Genomic DNA, 21057 nt, shown 5'->3' on the forward strand with positions numbered 1-21057 from the left:
ACACCGGATAGATTTCGCGACAGACGCCTGAATTCCGGGGGAGGGAAAGATGAGCGACCATTTCGACGGGCTTGAGACCCGCTCGGCCGACGAGCGCGAGAAGGATCTGATGGCGGCGCTGCCGGGCCAGGTGGCCCACGCGAAGCAGAACGCCAGCTATTTCAGCGAGCTCTACAAGGACATCGATCCGAACGAGATCAACAGCCGGGAGGCGCTGCGGCAGTTGCCGGTGATCCGCAAGCCGGATGTGCAGGACGCACAGAACGCCAACCCGCCCTTCGGCGGGCTGAACGCAGTGCCGATCACCGGGATGGCGCATGTGTACATGTCGCCGGGCCCGATCTTCGAGCCGGACAGCGACGCCCGCGACCACTGGCGCTATGCCCGCGCCCTCTGGGCCGCCGGCTTCAGACCGGGCGACATCGTCCACAACACGCTCTCCTATCACCTGACGCCTGCCGGCGGCCTGGTCGAGACCGGCTGCCGCGCGATCGGCTGCGCCATCTTCCCGGGCGGCGTCGGCAACACCGAAATCCAGGTCGACGCCATCGAGCGGCTGAAGCCCACCGCCTATGCCGGCACGCCCTCTTTCCTGCGCATCCTGCTGGAAAAGGCGGACGAGATGGGCAAGGACAGCTCGTCATACCGCAAGGCCTCGGTCGGCGCGGAGCCGCTGCCGCCGTCGCTCCGGCAATGGTTCGAGGACCGCGGCATCGTCACGACCCAGGGCTATGGCACCGCCGATATCGGCCTGATCGCCTACGAGTCGCTGCCGGTCGAGGGGATGATCCTGGACGAGGGCCTGATCCTGGAGATCTGCCGCCCGGGCACCGGCGAGCCGGTTGAGGAAGGCGAGGTCGGCGAGATCGTGGTCACCACCTTCAACCCGGTCTATCCGCTGATCCGCTACGGCACCGGCGACATGACGGCGATCCTGCCGGGCGCCAGCGCCTGCGGGCGCACCAACACCCGGATCAAGGGCTGGATGGGCCGCGCCGACCAGTCGGCCAAGGTCCGCGGCATGTTCGTCCACGCCAAGCTGGTGGGCGAGATCGTGGCCCGGCACCCGGAGGTGGACAAGGCGCGGATCGTCATCACCAATCCCGACAACCGCGACCAGATGGTGCTGAAGGCCGAGGCCTCGAAGGGCGACAGCGGTCTGGCCGATGCGCTGAAGCAGTCTGTCCAGACTGTGACCAAGCTGCGCGGTGATGTCGAAATCGTGGCGCCGGGCAGCCTGCCGAATGACGGGATCGTGGTCGAGGACGCCCGCGAGTTCACCTGAACCGCCGAACCGGAGGGAGCGGATGGCGGAGACGCCAGTCAAGATCGCCATCTGCATCCCGTCCGGCGACATGGTGCACATGGATTTCACCGTCAGCCTGAGTGTCATGCTCGCCAGGCTGGGCGCGCAACGGATCGACTGTTCGCTCTACAACGTGAAGACCACGATCCTCTCCAAGGGCCGGCAGACGCTGGTGAACCGGGCGCTTGCCAGCGGCGCCAGCCACCTGCTGTTCCTGGACAGCGACATGAGCTTTCCGCCCGAGACGGCCTTGCAACTGCTCGGCCACCGGGTCGATATCGCCGGCGTCACCTACACCACCCGCCGGGACGGCGCGCTGATGAGTTCGGCGCTGAAGCGCTGGGGGGAGCGTCTCGCGGTCGGCCCCGACGACGGCCTCGTCGAGGCGGACTTCATCGGCTTCGGGGGCGTGCTGATCCGCGCCGACGTCTTCCGCGCCATCGAGAAGCCCTGGTTTCCGATCGCCTTTCGCGGCGAGGATCCCGAAAAGGGCGATCAGTGGCTGGGCGAGGACTACGGCTTCTGCGAGAAGGCCCGCGCCGCAGGGTATCGAATCCATGTCGACGCGGGCCTCTCCTACCGTTTCGGTCATGCCGGGCAGCGCACCTTCCGGCTTCACGATCTTACCTGACGCCGGCAGCCGCATTAGCGGGCCGCCGCTCAGGCCGGCGCCCCCTCCAGATACTGCGCGGCGAACTCGTCCGACGGGGCGATCGGGGTGATCACGTCGATCATGACGCCGTCCGGGTCCCGGGTGATGAAATGGCGCTAGCCGAAGGCCTCACTGACCAGATCGCGCAGCATCGGCAGCCCCGCCGCCTTCAGCCGGTCATATTCGGAGTCGACATCCGCGACCTCGAAATTGATCAGCAAGCCACCGGCAATGTTCCGGGGGACGGGCACCGTCTCGTGGTCGTGGCGAACCAGGCCCAGATTCACCGGCACGTCGGCATCAAGGGTCAGATGCGCGTACCAGTCGGCCTCGAAGGCCGCCGGAAACCGAAATGCTCACGGTAGAAGGCGACCGAACGCGCGACATCACGAACGGCGAGGACGGGATAGTAGCTGGTGATTTTCATGACGGGTCTCCCGCTTGGAGTTTGACGCTGGAACCACACAAACATACAGTCTGTATGTAAGTTGGATATAAACAAACAGGCTGTATGTATGCAAGAAGATTCTGCGCGTCCGATCACCGGGCAGGACCGCCGTTCAGCGGTCACCCGCGGAAAGCTGGTCGCCGCCGCGCGCCGGGCCTTCGCCGAAACCGGGTTTCACGACGCCTCGACACCGGCCATCGCGAAGGCGGCGGGGGTCAGCCGCGGCGCGCTCTATCACCAGTTCGAGGACAAGACCGCCCTGTTTCGCGCCGTCGTCGAGGACATGCAGCACGAGGTCTATGACGCGATAGAGACCGCGACCCGGAACACAGGCGACCCGCTGCAGGCGCTGAAGGACGGCAGCCGGGTGTTCCTGGACCTGGCTGCCAGGGACGACTTCGTCCGCATCGTGATGATCGACGGGCCGGCGGTGCTGGGGCTTTCGGAGTGGCGCCGTATCGACCGGGAGAACGGCATCGCATCGTTGAAGGTCGGCCTGGAAGCCGCGGCGACCGCGTGCGTCATCCGTCCCCTGCCCCTCGAGGAACTGGCCATCCTGCTCTCCGGCGCCATGAACGAGGGCGTCATGCACATCCTCGCCGCCCCGGACAGGGCGGCGGCCATGGAAGCGCTTTGCCGTTCCATCGACGCTATCTTCGACGGCTTGCGCTGAGGCCCGGCGCTGGCGAACATGGCCCTGGAACCGGCGGGAGGTCCGAGATGGCGATGACAGCGGAAATGGCCGACGGCGTGATGCGCCGCATGGGAAAGGCGATCTTCAAGGCCGACCGCGCCCTGCTGGAAGGCGCCCTGACCAACGACGCGGAATGGCACTTCGCCATCGGCGAGGATGCGCCCGACGGGAGGGTGCGCAAGGGCGTCGACGGATTCCTTGAAGGCATCGCGGACAACAATGCCCTGTTCGAGAGCCTCCGCTTCGAGGAGATCGACTATGCAGTGCTGGGCGACGAACGGATCCTCATGACCTACCGCGTCGAGGGCCGGCACAGGGGCGGCGACGCCTTCACCCAGCGCGGCGTCGAGATCATCACGGTTCGCGACGGCCGGGTCGCGAAGAAGGACGTCTTCTGGAAGCAGACCGGCAAGGGCGGCGGCTGAACCTCAACCGAGTTCGCCGATCCGCTCCGGCGTCGGCGAAACCCACTCCTCGGCCGGCAACTCGATCCGGCCATAGGCGTTCCAGACGCGGAACCCGAGCCGCGCCCGAAGCTTCTCAGGCATTTCGTCCCAGAGCGCGGGATCAACTGCGAGAGTCTGGTTCTCCTGCTGGCGGAACTGCGGCGCACAGAAGGTGACCAGGATGCCGACCCTGTCGGAATTGGCCGCGTTCGCCCCGGTGCCGTGCCAGAGCCGCCCGTCGAAGACCAGCAACGTGCCGGCGGGCGCTTCGGGTTGGACGATCCTGTAGCCGCTCTGGTCTCCCGGATTCGGATGCGCGCCGGACAGGTGGGAGCCCGGCACCATCTCAGTCGCGCCGTTCGCCGCGGTGAAATCGCTCAGCATCCACATCGTGTTGCAGACGACGGGGGGCGCGATGCCCAGCGACGGCTCCGGATGAACGAACCCGTCCGACGGCGCCCGCGTCAGGTCGGCGGGCCGGACATAGTCGGCATCGGCCCGGACCGGCTGCGGCATCCACCACTGGTCCGTGTGCAAGCCCATCCGCACGCCGCCGGGCCGCGCGATGTTGGCCGAGTGGTTCGACAGGATGAAGGCGTCGCCAAGCACATGGCCGACCAGTTCGTCGACCAGGGGATGGATCACCAGATCGCGGAAACACCGGCCCTTGTTGACAAGATTCCAGACCCGCTGGTTGATCCCGCCGCGAGCACTGGAGAACGCATCCGGCAGCATGTTGCCGTAATCGTCGACGACCTTCTGGTTCACCCCGCCGTCGCGGAACGAAAGGCCCATGCCGTCCTCGGCGCGGGCCTGGGCGGCCAGCCGTTCGGCGGTCTCCTTCAGAAGAACCGGCTCCAGCGCATCGGCAACAAGGCAGTAGCCATGGTCCGACAGATCGCGCTTCGCCCGCACCAGATCGGTTGTCGGCTCCGGAAGACTTTCGGACATGACCACGCTCCCTAGGCTGCCAGCACCAGTTCGGCCATCTGGGCCAGATCGCGCTCGTCATTGGCCCAGACCATGAGGCCCGTGACCGGGCTCTCGTCCCAGGCGGCGAGCTTGTCGCGGATGCGCTCCGGCGGGCCGATCAGAGAAATCTCGTCGGCCAGCGCATCCGGCACAGCGGCGACGGCCTCCCGCTTCTTGCCGTCCAGATAGAGGTCCTGGATCTTCCGCGCGGCGTCCTCGTAGCCCATGCGCGCGACCAGCTGGTTGTGGAAGTTCTGGTCGCGGCTGCCCATGCCGCCGACATAGAGCGCGAGGTTCTCCTTGATGCCTTCCAGACCACGCTCGACGTCGTCCGTGATCTGCAGCCGGACGGGACAGAAGATCTCGAAGCCCGGCCTCAGGTTGGCTGTCTGCTCGGCATAGACCTTCGGTCCCGTGGGCGAGAAATAGAGCGGGTACCAGCCGTCACAGATTTCGGTCGCCATCTGCACGTTCTTCGGACCCTCGGCGCCCAGGAAGATCGGCAGGTCGGACCTGAGCGGATGGACGATGGAGCGCAGCGGCTTGCCCATGCCCCAGCTGCCCGGCGCGTCTTCCGGATAGGGCAGTGTGTAGTGCTCCGACTGGTGCTGCACCGGTTCGTCACGCGCCAGAACCTGACGGATGATGTCGACATAGGCGCGGGTGCGGGCCAGCGGCTTCGCGAAGGGCCGGCCGTACCAGCCCTCGACGACCTGCGGCCCCGAAACGCCGAGCCCGAGAATGACCCGGCCGTTCGTCAGGTGATCCAGCGTCATCGCATGCATGGCCAGCGAGGTCGGCGTCCGGGCCGAAATCTGCGCGATCGCCGTACCGAGCTTGATCTTCGATGTCTGGGCGCCGACCCAGGCCAGCGGCGTCAGGGCGTCCGAGCCCCAGGCCTCGGCGGTGAAGAAGCCGTAATAGCCGAGCCGTTCCGCCAGCTGGGCCATCTCGACGAAATTCTGCGGCGGATGCGCCGACCAGTAGCCGGCCATCAGGTTCAGTTTCAGCGTCATGTCGTTCCTCCCCGGTCGCGCCCATGGTGCCCGTCACGGAGGCGGCAGAAAAGTCTTTCGCATGTCATCCGACGGCCCCATCTTCGAATCCAGCGATGGATAACTCAGCATCCAATGCCGGTTCCCGGCCCTACTCCCGCGGAGAGCTAATTGCCGATGCCGTGATCCACAGCATCGGCGGCCTGATGGCGCTCGGCGCCTGTATCACGCTGCTGATCCTGGCCGTGCCCGATGCGGGCTGGCTCGGCATCACCTCGATCGCGATCTACCTGCTCGGCCTGTCGTCCATGCTCGGCGCATCCGCGCTCTACAATTTCGCACCGGAGGGGCGCTGGAAGGAACGGTTCCGGCGGCTCGACCACTCGGCCATCTTCGTAATGATCGCGGGCACCTACACGCCCTTCTCGCTGGTCACCATCGGCGGCGAATGGGGGCTGACGCTGTTCGTGTTCGTATGGACCGTCGCGCTGGCCGGCGTCGCGCTGAAGGTTTTCCTGCCCGGCCGGTTCGAGAAGCTGTCGATTGCCGCCTATCTGCTGCTCGGCTGGGTGATTGTCTTCGCCCTGGGCCCGTTGCTGGCGAATGTTTCCATCGCCGGCCTTGTGCTGCTGGGCGCCGGCGGCGCGCTCTACAGTCTCGGCGTCGTCTTCCATGTCTGGGAGCGGCTGAAGTTCCAGAACGCGGTCTGGCACGGCTTTGTCGTCGCCGCGGCGTCCTGCCACTTCGCCGCCGTCATCACCGATGTGGCGCTGGTCGCCTAGGACGGGGCGAAGGTGTTCAGGCCGTCCTTCGTGCTGACCCGGCCCTTCCGGCCCAGGTAGTCCACCTTTTCCATCTCCGCCAGCAGCTCCGGATCGGCCTCGGTGTTGGCGATGAAACGCCGCCCGTCGCCCAGCCGCCCGAAGACGATCGAGAAGGCCGGCCCCTGGCGGTCATGCAGTACGGCGTAGGTCTCGATCTCTGCATCGCCCTCGGCCGTCTCGGCGACCTCCGGTCCCTTGTCCGCATTGATCTTCGCCTGATAGGTCGCGGGATCGGTTGGTGCGAAGGGCGTCTCCGGCATGTCGGTGGAATAGATGCCGGCAGACTGCTTGGTGACGTAGTTGCCGTTGGCCGTAACCATGCCGTAGCTGCCGGGCCTGGAGCGGACCTTGTTCATCATCTCGGCGATGGAATGGGTGACGTAATTGTTCCCGGGTCCGCCGAAATAGGGCAGCCCCCCGGTCACGGTCAGGCCGCGCGGGTCATCCTCCGGGATACCCATCTCGGCGCAGGCGATCTGCACCGCTGACGGGAAGCAGCTGTAGAGGTCGAGGAAATCCATTTCGGCCGGCGTCTTGCCCGACATTCGGGAGGTCTCAGCCGCGACAGTCCGCATCGCCGGCGAGCTCCAGTGGTTGATGCGTTCGGTGAGATACCAGTGGTCGTAGGCGTCGCCGCAGCCGTGCAGGAAGACCCACTTCTCGCTCGGGATGCCGAGTTCCTTCGCCTTCGCCACGGACATCAGGATCACCGCCGCCGACTGGTCGATGAAGGCGTTGGAGTTCATCAGCTTCGTGTAGGGGAAGCCGATGAAGGGATTGCTGTCGCTGACCGTGGCAATTTCCTCGGCCGAGTAGCCGTCGCGGCGGTCGGCCAGCGGGTTGCCGGCGGCGACCTTCGCAAAGCCGGAGAACAGCCGGCCCATGGTCATCATGTGCTCGTCGATGCTCTCGCCCTTGTGGCCGCGGATCGCGTTCTCGACCATGGGATAGGCGTAGATGGCGCCGCGCATCTGGTGACGGTCTTCCATGTCGTTCCAGCCGCGGGTGGCGACGCCCCATTCCTCGGGCTTGCCGCCCGGATCCTCGGACCAGTCGAGTTCCAGCTTCGCCCGCTGCGCCGCCTTCTGGGTCGCCAGCGCCTCGCCGCCGGCGATCAGCGCCGCCTGCAACTCGCCGCGGGTGATCATCTCGAACATGCGGTTGATGCACCATTGGGGCATGTTCCCGCCGGGATGGGTGTAGACGAGCCGCTTTGCATTCGACGCCCCGAGCCGGTTGGCGAGCGACTTCGGCGGATTGGCATAGGTTCCGAACGGGCAGACGAAACGCCAGCTGGTATCGGAGAAGCTGCGGATCTGGACGACCGTGTCCAGCGCCTCCAGCACCTTCGCCTCCGGCCCGGCATCCTTTGCCGCCTCGCGTGCGGCAGCCGCCGTCAGATCCATCGGCGACAGCGCCTTCAGCGGATCCTTCTCGCGCTGTGTGATCTGGCCCGATCCCACCAGAACCGGAATGCGTGACTCGTCCATGTTCGCCTCCCCTGACGTCGGCGCATGGTCGCGTGAAGCGGTATGCGGATCAACGGTCTTGGCAGCATGGCAGCGCCCCGCCAACATTGCGGCCGGGGAGATTCAGAGACATGACCGACATCGATCCGGACCTGCTGAAGGTCCAGGCGCCTGCACCCGACTGGTATCACGCCAACATGGCAGACGCGGGCGAGGTGCGCTTCGCCGATGTGGACGGTTGCGCCGTGCACTACCTGCGCTGGGCCGCGAAGCGGACGAGCGACGCCAACCTACTTCTGGTCCACGGCGGCGGCGGGCACGCCCACTGGTGGAGCTTCATCGCGCCTTTCCTGGCGGCAGACGTGAACGTCGCCGCGATCTCGCTGTCGGGCATGGGCGACAGCGGCGTCCGGGAGAGCTATGGCGCCGACGTCCGGGTGGCCGACATGCGCGGCGTCATTGCCGACGCCTTCGACGGGAAGGGTACCACCTATATCGTCGGCCACAGTTTCGGCGGCTTCATGTCCAGCCGCTTCGGTCAGCTGCACGGCGACGAGGTCGGCGGCATCGTCGTCGCCGACAGTCCGTTCCGGCCCCCGCATCTGCGAGAGGTGGACCAGAAGCGCCGACCGCGCATGGGCAACAAGCGTTACTACGCCAGCTTCGACGAGGCGTGGCGGCGGTTCCGCCTGATGCCGGAGCAGCCCTGCGAGAACGACTATCTGGTCGAGCACATTGCGCGGCATTCGGTGAAGCAGGCGCCGGAGGGCTGGTGCTGGAAATGGCACGGCGGCGCCATGAACAATCGGCGCTTCGGCGAGCCCTTCCACGACTATCTGGCCGCCGCCAGCTGCCGGAAGGCCTATCTCTATGGCGAGAAGAGCTTCTTCAACGAGCCCGACACGCTGACCTACGCCGCCGAACTGGTGAACGGCCACATCGTCGGCGTGCCGGAGGCGCACCACCACCTGATGCTGGACCAGCCCCTGGCGACCGTCGCCGCCATCCGCGGCATCATCGCCGGCTGGCGGGCGGGCTGAGGCCTGAATGTTCTTGTAATGTTTCGATCCATGTGATTGCATGTCCTGATCGCAATGCAATCCGGAGTTCGGCTGAATGGCTCATTCACTCGTATTCGCCCTTGTGCCTGCAGGTGAAACATTCAGGAAGCGCTTCGACGAAGACGGCTTCGACATCGACAACCTGCTCGCCAATTTCAGCTGCATGAATGCGAACGGGGAATATCAGAGGTTTCGTCTCGATGCGGAACCCGATCCCGAGTTGGACGATTGGATTCTCTGCGAGTGGAAAATGTCACATCTCCAGGCACGGCTGGAGTTGCTGGAGCATGGCGAAGCAACCTACAGAAACGAACTGACTGCCGACGTGTCGTTGGAGCGACTGGTCGAACTTCTCATGCGCCACCGAACCTTTGCGCGCGAAAGGTACTGGATCGACGGCGAAATGATCAGTGCAGAGTCGCCCGCCAATCCGTTCCCCAAGCTCGATTGGGGACAGGTTGGGGGATCCTGGAAGGACGAATTCCCGAATCCGCCACCGTGGGAACGTCCTGTTGTATTCGAGGCTTGTCACAGATGCGGCGGCGAGGGAGAGATCCAGCCCCGCTCATATGTACTTCCGAGATTCCTTCGACTGACCTCGAGAGCACGCGCCGACGAAGGCGTTCCGGAATTGTGTCAGGTGTGCAACGGAACAAGGGGGTACGAACGGTGGCAACGCGTGACGGATCCGCCCGAAGACGACTTCCTGAAATCCATTCCCCAGATACTGTTGTGGGCAGAGAACATGGAGTGCTGGCCAACGGCGGTCATCGACCTCGAAGGCGCGTGGCACGACACTGAAGGCGTGTTCGACAACGGTCGATCAGGCGAAGAGGAGCCTCTCGACAAGATCGCACCTCAGCTGATACGTGCAGCTCCGGAAGGCACAATGGTATTGATCGTCGACGCCCACATGTGATCGCAAGGACCGCCGCGCGTCAGACGCTGAGTTCCGGCGCCTGGCGGAGATCGACGCCGGTGATCTTCCAGACACCGTCACCGTTCCGCTCCATGAAGTAGCGCGCGACGACGGCCGAGCCGTCCTCGCCGAAGAAGAAGACTTCCTGGATGGTCAGCCCGCCCCGCTCCTCGAGCGCCTGGTACTCGTAGACCTTCGGCCGGTAGACCTGCGGATAGCCGGTCCGGACCATCTCCATGAAGTTCTCCGGCGTCCGGAACTTCGACTGGATGCCCGGCGAGGCGTGTGAGAAGGCGCGGTCGCCGTCATCGGCGCGGAACGCCTCGATCTGATCGTCGATGACGGCGTGGATTTCCTCCGCCGGTCCGGCGAATGCGGGCGCCGCGGCCATGAGGACCATTGCGGCGAGCAGGGATCGGATGAGCGTCATGCCGTCCTCCTGTGATCGGCTGGCGGCAAGCATACGCCGTTCACCGTCCGGTTGGATCGGTTTCGCGCAACCCTAGTCCAGATCGTCGATCGCGATGTGCCGCGGCAGCTCTTCGATACGCGCGATCCAGGCGCGCACCGCAGGATAGCCGGTCAGGTCGAATCCGCCCTGATCCGCCACATGGGTGTAGGCGAACAGCGCGATATCCGCGATCGTCGGCCGCTCCCCGACAAGGAACTTCCGATCCTTCAGGTGCCCTTCCATCACGTCGAGGGCCGCGTAGCCCCCCTTCTCCCGCGCCGCCCACTGCGAACGACGGTCATCGGTCATCGGGCCGTGACGGGTCCAGGCCCGCAGCACGGCGATGAAGGGTTCATGGCTGTACTGCTCGAAGAACATCCACTGCAGAACCTCGGAACGCGCCCGCTTGTCCGTCGGCCAGTAGGGCGTGTCTTCCGCGAGATAGAAAAGGATGGCGCCCGACTCGGCCAGGCAGTGACCGTCTTCCATCTGCAGCGTCGGAATGCGCCCGTTGGGGTTCAGGGCGAGGAATTCCGGCGTCCGGCTGGCGCCGGCAAAGATATCCAGTTCGACCCGCTCGAACGGGCGTTCGAGCCAGTTGAGAAGCAGCCGGACCTTGTAGCCATTGCCGGAATCCGCATTGTCATAGAGCTTCAGCATCGCCTGTCCTTCGATCTTGTCCCCGCCGGAATTCGGTCATTCGCGGCGCCGGAGAACAAGCGAGAAGTTCTAGGCGCCTGTTAAGTCTGGCTTAACCATGCAGGGGCCGAACCGCCCCGGCAGAACTTGCCGGGAGGCGGTGGCAGCAGCTGTCCCTTGCAGTATCTGAAATCATAACTCATTGAATTATAGCTATATTTTTCTCCGAAATTACTGGCATCCGGTTTGCTGGTAGGGACGCGAAACCAACCGCCGGGATATTTCGATGCCCTCTACCGCCGACATCTTCGCGAGCGACCGCAGCGCCCAGATCGCCGCCCAGAAGCCGAAAGCCGCCGAGAAGAACCGTCCGGACGACGACGACAAGTTCGCCCGGACTCTCGACGACGTGCGTGAACCCGCCGAGCCGCGGAAGGCCGAGGCCGACCGGGCGAAACCGGCCGAAGCGGCGCCGGACCAGACGGCGAAGAACGAGACATCCGAGCCGGACGCCACGAACGGCGACGACAGGTCCGAAAAGACCGCCGTCAAGGACGAGACCGGCGCCGAAGCGACACCGGCCGAGACTGCGGCCACCGAGACGCCCGGAGAGAAGGATCTTTCTGCTGCGCCCGCGCATCAGCTGCTGCCGGCCCCCGCCGAACTGAAGGGCAAGACCGGCGATCAACCGCTGCAGGCCGCGGCCGCCACCGCGGCAGCGGCGCAGACTGCCGGTGAACGCACCGCGCAGGCAGCGGCAGCCGCTACGCCGCAGCCACAGCCGCGCGCCCAGGCCGCGTCTGCCAATGGCCCTGTTAGCCAGTTGCCCGAGATTCCCGAGATCCTGCCGCGCGGCACGGGTGCCAATGGCGGCCGCATCGATCTCGCCTCGCTGACCGGCGCCAGCCGCGGCCTGGCCACCGCGCTTTCGGGCGGCCAGACGTCGGACATTGCGTCCGGCTTCAAGGCCGTCGCCGCGCAGGGCCCGGCCACCGGCACCGCTCAGGCCGCATTGCAGACGGCCGCGACGGCGCAGCAGCAGGCGGCGTCGCCGGCCGCGGCGCAGAACGCTGCGCAGCCGATCCAGGTTCAGCTGCCGGTCGACCAGCAGCAGGCCCAGAAGTCGGTTCTTCCGGACACGCCGGCCACGACGCAGACCGTTTCGGTCCAGACCACGGGTGGCGTCCAGAACGCCGCCGGCACGCAGGCGCCCAGCTTCGCCCAGCAGATGGCGCAGACCCAGGCGCAGCCGCCGGCACAGCAGCTCGGCATCCACATCGCCCGTGGGGCCCGCGAGGGTGTCGACCGCATCGAGATCCAGCTGCATCCGCAGGAACTCGGCCGCGTCGAGGTCAAGATGGAACTTGGCCATGACGGCCGCGTCATGGCGGTCATCAGCGCGGACAAGGCGGAAACCCTGGAACAGCTTCGCCGCGACGTGCACCAGCTCGAAAAGGCGCTGGCCGATTCAGGCTTCAACATGGACCGCGAGAGCTTCCGCTTCGCAGGCGGGCGTGACGGCAACGACGCCGGCGGCCCGGGCAGCTCGATCTTCGCTGACGATGACGATCTGCCGCCCGCCCCGCTCGCCCAGCGTTCCATGCGTCTCGACAGCCTCGGCGTCGACATCTCGGTCTAGGAGTATTTGATGGATCTCGCATCACTCGGACTTCCGACAATCCAGAACGGCGCCGCCGGCGCCGCGACCCGCAAGCTGTCGGAGGATTTCGACACCTTCCTGACCCTGCTGACGAGCCAGCTGAAGAACCAGGATCCGCTTGAGCCGCTCAAGTCCGAGCAGTTCACACAGCAGCTAGTCCAGTTCAGCCAGGTGGAACAGCAGATCGCGACCAACGACCAGCTCGAATCCCTGGTGTCGCTGTCGCTGGCGGCCCAGCACGGGGCCCTCGTCGACTACATCGGCAAGACCGTCGAGGGCGAGAGCAACCGCGCCCGCCTGACCGACGGCGAGGCCGGCTGGACCTTCGATGTCGACGGCAATCCCGAGCGCGTCTCGATCCTGATCCTGGACGAGAACAACCGCGCCGTCCGTTCCGATGTGGTCAACGGCCAGGCCGGCCTGAACCGCTACAACTGGGACGGCCTCGGCGACAACGGCAACGAACTGGCCGACGGGGTCTACCGCATCTCCATCTCCGCGGCCGACCGCGACGGCGGCTCGATCCCCGTGAGCGTCCGCGCCAGCGGCACGGTCGACGGCGTCGAGGTCGTCGGCGGCGTCGCACAGCTTTCGGTCAACGGCGCTGTATTGCCGTTGTCCAGTGTCACCTCCGTCTCGGGCGTGCCCGTAACGGATTGAGAAATATCATGAACCCGGCTGCGCAGGATGGCGCGGCCACAGGTCCGGCAGAACGCCAACCGGCAACAAGATGCTGCAAGGAGTAGCAATATGAGCATTCTGGGAGCCATGTTCTCAGGCGTCTCCGGACTGAACGCCCAGAGCCAGGCGATGAGTTCGATTGCCAACAACATCGCCAACGTCAACACCGTGGGCTTCAAGTCGACCAAGGCCGCCTTCTCGACCTTGATCGGGTCTGCCGGCACTGCCTCCAGCGGTTTCAACGGCGGCGGCGTCCGCGCCCAGTCGATCGCCCTGAACAACTCGCAAGGCCTGCTTCAGCAGAGCGCCTCGGCGACCGACATCGCGATCAACGGCAACGGCTTCTTCGTGGTGAACTCCGGCGCCGGCGCCGGCGCCAACGGCGGCGAGTTCTTCTTCACCCGGGCGGGACAGTTCAGCCCCGACGAGAACGGCAATCTCCAAAACGCCTCCGGTCACTTCCTGCGCGGATGGCGGATCGACGAGAACGGCAACATTCCGACCAACCGGACCGTACTCGACATCACCGAGACCGTGAACGTCTCCTCGATCACCGGCAGCGCGACGGCCTCCGACGCGATCTCTCTGCAGGCCAACCTTCAGTCGACCCAGGCGGTGAATGCGAATATCGGCACCTATGTCGCCGGCAACATGGCCGATGGCAGCTTCGAGCCCGATTTCGAGACCACCCTGCAGGTCTTCGACAGCCAGGGCGGCACGCGGAGCGTGACCCTCGGCTTCCTGAAGTCGGCAACGGCCAACGAATGGCTGACCGAGATCTATGTCGAGCCGGCCACAGATACCGATCCGGCAACGCATCCCAACGGCCTGATCTCGACCGGCACTCTGGCCTTCAACACCGACGGCACGCTGGATCTGACCAACACCGACGCTGCGCTTCAGAACTTCACCATCGAGTGGAACAACGCGCTGGGTGTGAATGATTCGACCATCGCCCTGAACTTCGGCTCCGACGGCGACACCAACGGCATGACCCAGTTCAACGGCATCTCCCAGGTGCTGTCGAACAACGTGAACGGCGCCATCTTCGGATCGCTGGCCGGCGTCGAGATCGACGAGCGCGGCGTTGTCACCGCCTTCTTCGACAACGGCACCCGCCAGGATGTCTTCCAGCTGCCGATCGCCACCTTTCCGAACAATGGCGGTCTCGCATCGGTCAGCGGCAACGCCTTCCAGCAGACCAATGATTCCGGCGACTTCAGCCTGAACATCGCGGGCATCGGCGGCGCGGGCTTCATCGCCCCGTCGTCGCTGGAGGCCTCCACCGTCGATCTGGCGCAGGAGTTCACGGACATGATCCAGACGCAGCGCGCCTTCTCGGCCAACGGCAAGATCATCACCTCGGTCGACGAGATGCTGGAGGAGCTGGTTCGGCTGAAACGCTGATGAGAAAGCTGGTTAACGGGCGGGGAACAAAGGTACCTGCCTGTTAACCATCTGATTTAGAGGAAAATTAAAGCGCCCTTCCTACCATCGGCAAATCCGAAGTGAGCAAGGAACCCAGCAATGCCTGACAGCACACGCACCAGGCCCAGCGTTATCGGCCCCGACGGTCGCCGTCTGACCATCGAGGATCTGCCGAGCCCGAACACCCGCCGCTGGGTCGCGCGCCGAAAGGCCGAGGTCGTGGCTGCTGTCCGCGGGGGCCTGCTGAGCCTGGAAGACGCCTGTCAGCGCTACACCCTGTCCGTCGAAGAGTTCCTGTCCTGGCAGCGTGCCGTCGACCGGCACGGCATCGGCGGCCTCCGGACCACCCGTCTGCAGGACTATCGCGAAGAGCGCCTGTCGCTCCGCTGAGCCCGCGGGCAAAATTTTCCTACCTCCCGGCAAAAACTGCCCACCATTAACCGCTGATTTACCGGTGCCACCTAGGTTGAGCCCGTCGCGCAATGCTGCGCCGCGCCAATCTGGGAGTTCCGGCAAACGTGCCTGACGCAATCAAGAATCTCGGTCTGACCCGCCTGATCCTGATCGCAGGCGTCACCCTGTCCGTGGTCGTGTTCTTCGTCTTCCTGGCGAGCCGCGTGGCCAAGCCGGACATGGCCCTGCTCTACAAGGACCTCGATCCGGGCGACGCCTCCAGCATCGTGCAGTTGCTGGAACAGCAGGATGTTCCCTACGAGATCCGCGGCGGCGGCAAGGAGCTTTACGTTCCCCGCGACCGCGTCGACCGGACCCGCATGTCCGCGGCCGAGCTCGGCCTGCCGCTCGGCGGCTCGGTCGGCTACGAGATCTTCGACAAGACCGACTCGCTCGGCGCCACCAACTTCGTTCAGAACGTGAACCTGCTCAGGGCGCTGGAGGGCGAACTCTCCCGAACCATCGGTTCGCTGGACCGGGTCGACGCCGCGCGGGTTCATCTGGTGATGCCCAAGCGCGAGGTCTTCCAGCGGGAAAACCGGCAGCCCAGCGCCTCCATCATGATCAAGGTGCGCGGCACCCTGAACCGCGAGCGCGTCGCCGCGATCCAGAATCTGGTCGCCGCCGCAGTGCCCAGCCTGGAGCCGGGCCGCGTCGCCGTCGTCGACAGCCGCGGCAACCTGCTTTCCCGCGGGCTGGACGATGCCGACAACCCGCTCGGTTCGCCGGGCGCGTTGCAGGACATCCGCCTCGGCCACGAGCAGCGCATCAAGCACGCCGTCGAATCCATGCTGGAGCAGACCGTGGGCCGCGGCCGCGTCCGCGCCGAGGTCAGCGTCGAGATCGACCATGACCGGGTGACGACCCAGAGCGAGACCTACGACCCGGACGGTCAGGTGGTCCGCTCGAGCCAGCTGCGCGAAGAGAACTCCTCCACGTCCGAGGGCGAGGCCACCGACGCCGTCACCGTCACCACCAACCTGCCCGGCGAGGACCTGGGTCCCGTCAGCAGCCAGACCAAGAACTCCGACACCGTCACCGAGGAGACCGTCAACTACGAGATCTCCCAGAAGGTCACGACCGAGATCCGCGAACCAGGCGTCATCAAGCGCCTGTCGGTCGCGGTGCTGGTCGACGGCAACTATCAGAACGACGCCGAGGGCAACGCCGTCTACGAGCCGCGCACCGACGAGGAACTGGAAAGCCTCGCCCGCCTGGTGCGCTCCGCGGTCGGCTTCAACGAGGACCGTGGCGACATCGTCGAGATCTCGAACCTGCGCTTCGTCGATGTCGACGCCGAGTTCGCCACGCCGGAAGAGCCTTTCAATGTCATGGGCTTCGGCAAGTCGGACATGATCCGGCTGGGCGAGACCCTCCTGCTGGGCGTGATCGCGCTGCTGGTCATGCTGCTGGTGGTCCGTCCGATGCTGAGCCGGATCATGCGCGCCGGTAATCTGGACTCCGCGGACGATCAGCTGGCGCTGGCCGGCGCCGGCGGCGACCTGAACGCCGCGCTGACCGCGGCCGGCCGCAGCGGCGGCGATGCGCCGAAGGCGCTGCCGAGCCCCGGCGGCGGCAGCGATCTGGGCGAATCGACCACTGTCGTCGCCCCCCGCCCGCGCACCACCATCGACTTCAGCCATGTCGAGGGGAACGTGAAGGACTCCTCGCTGAAGAAGATCGCCGAGATCGTCGACCGGCATCCCGAGGAAGCCGTCGCCATTCTCCGCAACTGGCTCTACCAGGACCGATAGGAAGCAGCTGACCGATGGCTAGTCTCGAATTCCGTAATCTGAGCGGCTCGCAGAAGGCGGCGATCATGATCCTCTCGCTCGGCGAAGAGGGCACCGCCAAGGTCTGGGAACTCCTGGACGACGAGGAGATCAAGGAAGTCTCCCAGACGATGGCGAATCTGGGCTCGATCAACTCCGACGTCATCGAGCGCCTGTTCGTCGAGTTCGCCAACCAGATGACCGCCGGTGGCTCGCTCGTCGGCTCGTTCGAGAGCACCGAGCGCATGCTGGGCAAGACCCTGTCGCGCGACCGGGTCGAGCTGATCATGGAAGAGATCCGGGGTCCGGCCGGCCGCACAATGTGGGACAAGCTGGGCAACGTGAACGAGACGGTGCTCGCCAACTATCTGAAGAACGAATATCCGCAGACCGTCGCCGTGGTGCTGTCAAAGATCAAGCCGGACCACGCCGCGCGGGTCCTGGGCGCCCTGCCCGAGGACTTCGCGATGGAAGTCGTCGCCCGGATGCTGCGCATGGAATCGGTGCAGAAGGAGGTCCTGGACAAGGTCGAGGAAACCCTGCGCATCGAGTTCATGAACAACCTTGCGCGCACCAACCGCCGCGACAGCCACGAGATGATGGCGGAGATCTTCAACAATCTCGACCGCCAGACCGAGAACCGCTTCGTGGCCGCGCTGGAGGAGCGCAACCGCGACTCGGCGGAGCGCATCAAGGCGCTGATGTTCACCTTCGAGGATCTGTCGAAGCTGGATCCGGCCGGCGTACAGACGCTGCTGCGCAATGTCGACAAGGACAAGATGGGCCTCGCCCTGAAGGGTGCGTCCGACACGCTGCGCGACCTCTTCTTCTCCAACATGTCCGAGCGCGCGGCCAAGATCCTGCGCGAGGACATGGACGCCATGGGCCCCGTGCGGCTCCGCGACGTCGAGGCCTGCCAGATGGAAATGGTCAACATCGCCAAGGACCTGGCCCAGAAGGGCGACATCATGCTCGCCGACAACAAGGGCGACGACGAGCTGGTGTACTGATGAACGAGCGCTTTCTCTTCGACCGCGAATTCGACGACCAGGGCCAGACCCGGCCCAAGGCCCGGGCCGCAACCTATGGCGAGGACGACATCTCGGCCGCCCGCGCCCAGGGCTACGCCGAGGGCGAGATGGCCGGCTCCGATTCCGCAAACCGCACCATCGAGGCCAATGCCACCGCCGCGCTGGAGGAGATGACACAGCAGATGGCCCAGGCCAGCGCCGAGTTCGGCCAGTTCGCCGAAGCCTGGCGCTGCCATGCCGCGGGCATCGCCATCGCCGTGGGGCGGAAGCTGGCGGGCAAGCTGATCGAGAACCAGCCGCTGGCTGAGGTCGAGGCCATGATCCTCGACTGCGTCAGCCAGCTTCACGAGGAGCCGAGGCTGGTCGTCCGGCTGTCGCCGGCCGTCGCCGATCATCTGCGGGACCGCGTCGCCGGCATCGCCCAGGCCGCCGGTTTCGACGGTCACCTGGTCCTGCTGCCCGAAGAGGCGATGGGCGACCAGGACTGCCGCGTCGAATGGGCCGAAGGCGGGGTCGAACGGAACCTCAACACCACGGAAGCCGAAATCCAGCGCGCCGTTGACGCCTTCATGGCCAACGCCGCTGCCTAAGGGAGCCGATCATGCCTGACGACAACGAACTCAATCTCGACGATCTGGACCAGCAGCAGGCCCCCGTTCCCGCGGAGGAGCAGGGCGGCGCCGGAGACGACGACGAGGATGCCGGCCGGACCGCCAACGATCTGGAAACGGTCTTCGACATTCCCGTGCAGGTCTCCGCCGTTCTCGGCCGCTCCCGCATGCAGGTCAGCCAGCTGATGAAAATCGGCGCCAGCACCGTGATCGAGCTGGACCGGAAGGTCGGCGAGGCGATCGACATCTACGTCAACAACCGGCTGGTGGCCCGCGGCGAAGTCGTCGTCGTCGACGAGCGGCTGGGCGTGACCATGACCGAAATCATCAAGGGCAACAGGGGCTGAACCGATGGCGCGCTTCGACGTAGCCACATTGATCGGACTGATCGCCGGCTTCGGCCTGCTGATCGCCGCGATCCTTCTGGGCGACGGGGCCGGCAATTTCGTCAGCCTGCCGTCTGTTCTGATCGTACTGGGCGGCACGCTGGCGGTCACGCTGGTAAGCTTCAACCTGGGCGACGTCTTCCGCGCCATCCCCGTGACATTCGGCGTGGCCTTCCGCCGCCCGCGCGATGCCTCCCAGGCCGCGATGATCGCCGTGAAGCTGGCCGACGAGGCGCGCAAACAGGGCAGCCTCGGCCTGCCACGCACGCTGACCGGCGTCCGGGACGAGCCCTTCCTGCGCAAGGCGCTGGAACTCGTCGCCGACGGCACGCCGACCGGCGAGATCGAACGCATCCTGGAGAACGACATGGCTTCCATCTCGACCCGCGAGAAGGGCGTTGCGCAGATGCTGCGCCGCGCCGCCGAGGTCGCGCCGGCCATGGGCCTGATCGGTACGCTGGTCGGCCTGGTACAGATGCTGAACCGCCTCGACAGCCCGGCCGAGATCGGTCCGGCCATGGCGCTGGCGCTGCTGACCACGCTCTACGGCGCGGTGCTGGCCAACATGGTTCTGAACCCGCTGGCCACCAAGATCGAACGTCACGCCTCGGACGAGGCGACGCTGAACCGTCTTTACGCCGCCGCGGCCTGCTCGATCAGCCGCAAGGAAAACCCGCGGCACCTGGAGACATTCATCAACTCGCTGCTGCCGCCGCTGAAGCGCGTGCGGTTCTACGCAACCTGATCTGTAGAAGGAGGGAACCGGAATGAGGCTCCTTATTGTCGGCCCGCTTTCGGGTCAGTTCGGTGCGGCGAGCAAGATCGCCATGGACCAGGGCGCGAAGGTCGCTCACGTGGACACGATCGAGGCCGCGATGCAGGCGCTTCGTGCAGGCCGCGGCGCCGACCTCGCCATGGTCGACGTCAGCCTCGACATCGCCGCCTTCGTGACCGGGCTGGCGTCCGAGCACATCAGCCTTGAAGTGGTCGGCTGCGGCATCGGCAACGACACCGAGGCCGCCGTCCGCGCGATCAAGGGCGGCGCCAAGGAATACGTCCCGCTGCCGCCGGATCCGGAGCTGATCGCCGCGGTCCTGAAGGCCGTCGCGGACGACGAGAGCGACCTGCTCTACAGCGACGTCCGCATGGAACAGGTGATCAAGCTGGCCGATCAGGTCGCGCCATCGAACGCCTGCATCCTGATCACCGGCGAGAGCGGCACCGGCAAGGAGGTGATGGCCCGCCATATCCACACCCGCAGCCGCCGTTCCGAGAAGCCCTTCGTCGCCGTGAACTGCGCGGCGATCCCCGACAACCTGCTGGAATCGGAGCTGTTCGGTCATGAGAAGGGCGCCTTCACCGGCGCCGTGGCCCGCCGCATCGGCAAGTTCGAGGAAGCCCATGGCGGCACCCTGCTGCTGGACGAAATCTCCGAGATGGACATCCGTCTTCAGGCCAAGCTGCTGCGCGCCATCCAGGAACGCGAGATCGACCGCGTCGGCGGCGGCAAGCCGATCCAGGTCGACATCCGCGTCATCGCCACGTCGAACCGCGATCTGGCCGCCGAGGTCAAGGCCGGCACCTTCCGCGAGGACCTGCTCTACCGCCTCAACGTCGTCAATCTGAAGCTGCCGCCGCTGCGTGAGCGCCCGGCCGATATCGGCCTGCTGGCCGAACACTTCATCGGCAAGTATTCCGACGCCAACGGCATCGCCCGCAAGCCGGTGTCCAATGCGGCGCTGAACGTGCTGCGCAGCCATCCCTGGCCGGGCAATGTCCGCGAACTGGAAAATACGCTGCACCGCGCGGTGCTGCTGGCCATGGAAGCGGAAATCGGCCCCGAGGCCATCGTGCTGCCGGATGGTTCCCGCCCCGGCGAGGGCCGCGCGCCGTCGATCGGCGACATGGCCGGCACGATCTCATCGAACGGCGCCGTGGACGGCGCCGACGCCGAGGCCCTGGTGGGCCGCACGGTCGCCGACGTCGAGCAGCAGCTGATCCTGGACACGCTCGACCACTGCCTCGGCAACCGCACCCACGCCGCGAACATCCTCGGCATCTCGATCCGCACACTGCGCAACAAGCTGAAGGCCTACACCGAGGAGGGGATTTCGGTCCCCGGCCCTGGCGAAGCCCGCCGCTTCGCCGTCTGAAGCAGG

The 21057-nt window shown here is 65.8% G+C and carries 22 protein-coding genes and 1 pseudogene; 17 read left to right on the forward strand and 6 right to left on the reverse strand.

Features of this window, described 5'->3' with window-relative positions:
- The first annotated feature begins 49 nt into the window (after nucleotides 1–49).
- A complete protein-coding gene (locus ACMVY4_RS21000) occupies nucleotides 50–1285 on the forward strand; it encodes a phenylacetate--CoA ligase family protein (RefSeq protein WP_416897893.1) in 1236 nt (411 codons plus the stop codon).
- Nucleotides 1286–1307: 22 nt separating this feature from the next.
- Entirely contained in the window at nucleotides 1308–1937 is a 630-nt protein-coding gene (locus ACMVY4_RS21005) for a hypothetical protein (protein ID WP_416897894.1), read from the forward strand.
- A 29-nt stretch (nucleotides 1938–1966) separates the two neighbouring features.
- On the opposite strand, the pseudogene ACMVY4_RS21010 reads toward ACMVY4_RS21005, so the two are convergent.
- A pseudogene (locus tag ACMVY4_RS21010) lies at nucleotides 1967–2385 on the reverse strand (VOC family protein).
- 88 nt (nucleotides 2386–2473) lie between these two features.
- On the opposite strand from ACMVY4_RS21010, the gene ACMVY4_RS21015 reads away from it, so the two are divergent.
- Entirely contained in the window at nucleotides 2474–3079 is a 606-nt protein-coding gene (locus ACMVY4_RS21015) for a TetR/AcrR family transcriptional regulator (protein WP_416897895.1), read from the forward strand.
- Nucleotides 3080–3126: 47 nt separating this feature from the next.
- Entirely contained in the window at nucleotides 3127–3525 is a 399-nt protein-coding gene (locus ACMVY4_RS21020) for a nuclear transport factor 2 family protein (protein WP_416897896.1), read from the forward strand.
- Between the two features lie 3 nt (nucleotides 3526–3528).
- Here the strand turns inward: ACMVY4_RS21020 and ACMVY4_RS21025 are convergent, their stop codons facing one another.
- A complete protein-coding gene (locus ACMVY4_RS21025; RefSeq protein ID WP_416897897.1) occupies nucleotides 3529–4497 on the reverse strand; it encodes a phytanoyl-CoA dioxygenase family protein in 969 nt (322 codons plus the stop codon).
- An 11-nt stretch (nucleotides 4498–4508) separates the two neighbouring features.
- Nucleotides 4509–5534, reverse strand: coding sequence for an LLM class F420-dependent oxidoreductase (locus ACMVY4_RS21030; protein WP_416897898.1), 1026 nt, complete (start codon nucleotides 5532–5534; stop codon nucleotides 4509–4511).
- 95 nt (nucleotides 5535–5629) lie between these two features.
- Between ACMVY4_RS21030 and trhA the strand changes: the two genes are divergently transcribed.
- The gene (gene trhA / locus ACMVY4_RS21035; protein ID WP_416897899.1) at nucleotides 5630–6295 is read left to right on the forward strand and encodes a PAQR family membrane homeostasis protein TrhA; all 666 of its coding nucleotides are present in this window, start codon (nucleotides 5630–5632) and stop codon (nucleotides 6293–6295) included.
- On the opposite strand, the gene ACMVY4_RS21040 is transcribed toward trhA, so the two are convergent.
- On the reverse strand, nucleotides 6292–7827 hold the full coding sequence (locus ACMVY4_RS21040; RefSeq protein ID WP_416897900.1) for an acetyl-CoA acetyltransferase: 1536 nt from the start codon (nucleotides 7825–7827) through the stop codon (nucleotides 6292–6294). The two genes, trhA and ACMVY4_RS21040, sit on opposite strands and share 4 nt — an antisense overlap.
- A gap of 110 nt (nucleotides 7828–7937) precedes the next feature.
- On the opposite strand from ACMVY4_RS21040, the gene ACMVY4_RS21045 reads away from it, so the two are divergent.
- Nucleotides 7938–8846, forward strand: a complete 909-nt coding sequence (locus ACMVY4_RS21045) for an alpha/beta fold hydrolase (RefSeq protein WP_416897901.1) — start codon at nucleotides 7938–7940, stop codon at nucleotides 8844–8846.
- Nucleotides 8847–8922: 76 nt separating this feature from the next.
- Nucleotides 8923–9786: a hypothetical protein gene (locus ACMVY4_RS21050; RefSeq protein WP_416897902.1), complete on the forward strand. Its 864-nt coding sequence runs from the start codon at nucleotides 8923–8925 to the stop codon at nucleotides 9784–9786.
- A 19-nt stretch (nucleotides 9787–9805) separates the two neighbouring features.
- On the opposite strand, the gene ACMVY4_RS21055 is transcribed toward ACMVY4_RS21050, so the two are convergent.
- Nucleotides 9806–10216, reverse strand: a complete 411-nt coding sequence (locus tag ACMVY4_RS21055; protein WP_416897903.1) for a DUF4864 domain-containing protein — start codon at nucleotides 10214–10216, stop codon at nucleotides 9806–9808.
- 72 nt (nucleotides 10217–10288) lie between these two features.
- The gene (locus ACMVY4_RS21060) at nucleotides 10289–10897 is read right to left on the reverse strand and encodes a glutathione S-transferase family protein (RefSeq protein WP_416897904.1); all 609 of its coding nucleotides are present in this window, start codon (nucleotides 10895–10897) and stop codon (nucleotides 10289–10291) included.
- Between the two features lie 265 nt (nucleotides 10898–11162).
- Between ACMVY4_RS21060 and ACMVY4_RS21065 the strand changes: the two genes are divergently transcribed.
- The 10 genes from ACMVY4_RS21065 to ACMVY4_RS21110 all read left to right on the forward strand — a co-directional run bounded on the left by ACMVY4_RS21065 (nucleotide 11163) and on the right by ACMVY4_RS21110 (nucleotide 21051).
- Nucleotides 11163–12515: a flagellar hook-length control protein FliK gene (locus tag ACMVY4_RS21065; protein WP_416897905.1), complete on the forward strand. Its 1353-nt coding sequence runs from the start codon at nucleotides 11163–11165 to the stop codon at nucleotides 12513–12515.
- A 9-nt stretch (nucleotides 12516–12524) separates the two neighbouring features.
- Nucleotides 12525–13196 (forward strand): flagellar hook assembly protein FlgD, encoded by a 672-nt coding sequence (locus tag ACMVY4_RS21070; RefSeq protein ID WP_416897906.1) that lies wholly within the window; start codon nucleotides 12525–12527, stop codon nucleotides 13194–13196.
- A 90-nt stretch (nucleotides 13197–13286) separates the two neighbouring features.
- A complete protein-coding gene (locus ACMVY4_RS21075; protein ID WP_416897907.1) occupies nucleotides 13287–14624 on the forward strand; it encodes a flagellar hook protein FlgE in 1338 nt (445 codons plus the stop codon).
- Between the two features lie 120 nt (nucleotides 14625–14744).
- Nucleotides 14745–15035: a DUF1153 domain-containing protein gene (locus tag ACMVY4_RS21080; RefSeq protein WP_416897908.1), complete on the forward strand. Its 291-nt coding sequence runs from the start codon at nucleotides 14745–14747 to the stop codon at nucleotides 15033–15035.
- 128 nt (nucleotides 15036–15163) lie between these two features.
- Entirely contained in the window at nucleotides 15164–16852 is a 1689-nt protein-coding gene (fliF, locus tag ACMVY4_RS21085) for a flagellar basal-body MS-ring/collar protein FliF (protein ID WP_416897909.1), read from the forward strand.
- Nucleotides 16853–16866: 14 nt separating this feature from the next.
- Nucleotides 16867–17880, forward strand: coding sequence for a flagellar motor switch protein FliG (fliG, locus tag ACMVY4_RS21090; RefSeq protein WP_416897910.1), 1014 nt, complete (start codon nucleotides 16867–16869; stop codon nucleotides 17878–17880).
- Nucleotides 17880–18491, forward strand: a complete 612-nt coding sequence (locus tag ACMVY4_RS21095; protein ID WP_416897911.1) for a hypothetical protein — start codon at nucleotides 17880–17882, stop codon at nucleotides 18489–18491. The genes fliG and ACMVY4_RS21095 overlap by 1 nt, the downstream gene beginning before the upstream one ends.
- An 11-nt stretch (nucleotides 18492–18502) precedes the next feature.
- Nucleotides 18503–18859, forward strand: a complete 357-nt coding sequence (fliN, locus tag ACMVY4_RS21100) for a flagellar motor switch protein FliN (RefSeq protein ID WP_416897912.1) — start codon at nucleotides 18503–18505, stop codon at nucleotides 18857–18859.
- A gap of 4 nt (nucleotides 18860–18863) precedes the next feature.
- The gene (locus ACMVY4_RS21105) at nucleotides 18864–19643 is read left to right on the forward strand and encodes a motility protein A (protein ID WP_416897913.1); all 780 of its coding nucleotides are present in this window, start codon (nucleotides 18864–18866) and stop codon (nucleotides 19641–19643) included.
- 22 nt (nucleotides 19644–19665) lie between these two features.
- On the forward strand, nucleotides 19666–21051 hold the full coding sequence (locus tag ACMVY4_RS21110) for a sigma-54-dependent transcriptional regulator (protein WP_416897914.1): 1386 nt from the start codon (nucleotides 19666–19668) through the stop codon (nucleotides 21049–21051).
- Nucleotides 21052–21057 lie beyond the last annotated feature (6 nt).

Source organism: Minwuia sp., from assembly GCF_048007105.1.
GTDB lineage: Bacteria > Pseudomonadota > Alphaproteobacteria > Minwuiales > Minwuiaceae > Minwuia.